At 74.3% G+C, this 1,844-nt stretch carries 1 protein-coding gene; it reads right to left on the reverse strand.

The window, feature by feature from the left end; all coding sequences use genetic code 11:
- A partial coding sequence (locus tag AX737_RS01235) for an MG2 domain-containing protein (RefSeq protein WP_245293376.1) occupies positions 1-1,844 on the reverse strand: 1,844 nt, incomplete at both ends.

Below are 1,844 nucleotides of genomic sequence, written 5' to 3' on the forward strand. Positions count from 1 at the left end.
CTCGGCGGGCTCGTCCCGCCGCAGCGCGGGGTGGGCCGGCTTCAGATCGACGTCGAGGCGCTCGGGGACGTAATCTTCCAGCAGGAAGCTCGCCTCACCGACCGCCGGCGCCTTCGGGTCCGTGTAGGCCGCGATGCGCCACGTGCCGTGCTGCGCGCCCGAGAGCAGGGCCAAGGAGAGCGCGCGGCCGCCGAGCCCCTGGTCGGCCACCTGCACCCGGCGGTACTCGACGCCGTCGGGCCGCTTCACCACCAGCGTCAACGGCAGGTTCGGGATCGCGGCGCCCTGCGCGTCGCGCAAGAGCGCGGTGACCTGCACCGTCTCGCCGGAGCGGTAGACCCCGCGCTCGGGGAAGACGTAGGCCTCCACGGCGCCCGCATCCGCCCGCCCCTTCACACCGCGATCGGTGAGGTCGAAGGCCGAGAGGTTGAGGTCGAGGAAGCCGTAATCGTCGCCGACCTGCGCCACCACGAGGCCCGGGGCGATGCCGCCCTCCCCGCGGGCGAGGCCGGGATCGAAGGCCGCGTAGCCGCGCTTGTCCGTGCGCCGGGTCGCCAGGACCTCGTTGTTGCGGGCCACCAGCCGGACCTCCGCATCGGCAACCGCGTCGGCGGATGCTAGCGAGCGCAGGAAGACGTGGACGCCGTCGCGCCCCCGGAAGGCGGTCAGCCCCAGGTCCGAGACCACGAACCACTGGGTCGCGCGCTGCTCGTAGTCGCCGTCCTCGGTGCCCGTGCCGGCGGGGCGTGCCTGCATGATGTAGAGGCCGGGCTCGAGCCGGCCCACCGCCTGGAGCACCGGGAAGGCGGTGACCGCCTCCTGGTTCAGCTCGGCCTTGGCGGTCTCCAATTCGCCCTTCCAGACCCGGATGCCCTTCTGCTCGGCGATGGTCTGGGCGGCGGCGCCGCTGAGCTGGCTCAGAAACTCCTCGGAGCGCAGCGCGGGCAGCAGGCCGCGGTCGCCGACGCGCAGCACCTCGACCGCGAGCTTGGGCGCGTTGACCGAGAGCAGCGGCACGCCGGCCTGGCCGGTGCGCGGCAGGACGTAGTTGCGGCCGGTGAAGCGGGCCTGGGGCGCGCGGTCGCGCACGTAGATCTCGTAGTCGGCGGCCTTCAGGAGGTCTTCACCGACCGCGGAGGGCAGGCCCTGGCGCAGCACGATGCTGTAGCGGCTGCCGTGCTTCAGCCCGTCGACGCAGATCTGCTGCGCCTCGGCCGTCACGGCGGCGTTCGCCGCACCCGCCACCGCCACGAAGGGCGCGAAGTCGGTCTTCGCGGCGAGGCTCTCCGAGAAGGTGAAGCAGACGCGCGGAGCGGCGGCGTCCGAATCGACCTTGTAGTCGAGGATGCGGAAGCCGTGCTCGGCGCGCAGGCCCTCGTAGGTCTCGCGGACGTTCGGCAGGTCGTCGAGCGCGAGGCTCGCCCGGTAGGCCTCGAGCGCCGGGCGCCAGGCGGATTGCCGCCCCTGCGCCTCGCCGAGGAAGGCCAGCGCCCGCGCCTCGCCCTGCGGCGTGCCCGCCCGCAGATAGGCCGTGTAGGCGGTAGCCAGCGCGGCCTGTCGGCGGCGGTAGCGCTCGCTGTAGGTGCCGGCCTGCTCGTCGTTGCCGAGCGCGTCCGCCGCCCGCGCGTAGGCGAGCCAGTTCTGCGGGTCGGCGGGCTCGGCCGCGAGGGCCGCGGCCAGCAGCGGCAGCGCCTGGGCCGCGCGGCCCGACTGGAACAGGGCCTCGCCCTCGCGCCGGGCTTGAGCGGGGCTGCGGTTGCCGCCCCGGGCCTCGTCCTTCAGGGCGGCCTCCAGGCGCACGCCGGCGCTGGCCAGATCCTCGCGCACGAAGCTCTTCTTCGGGG

This window comes from Methylobacterium sp. CCH5-D2 (assembly GCF_001556475.1).
Taxonomy (GTDB): domain Bacteria; phylum Pseudomonadota; class Alphaproteobacteria; order Rhizobiales; family Beijerinckiaceae; genus Methylobacterium; species Methylobacterium hispanicum.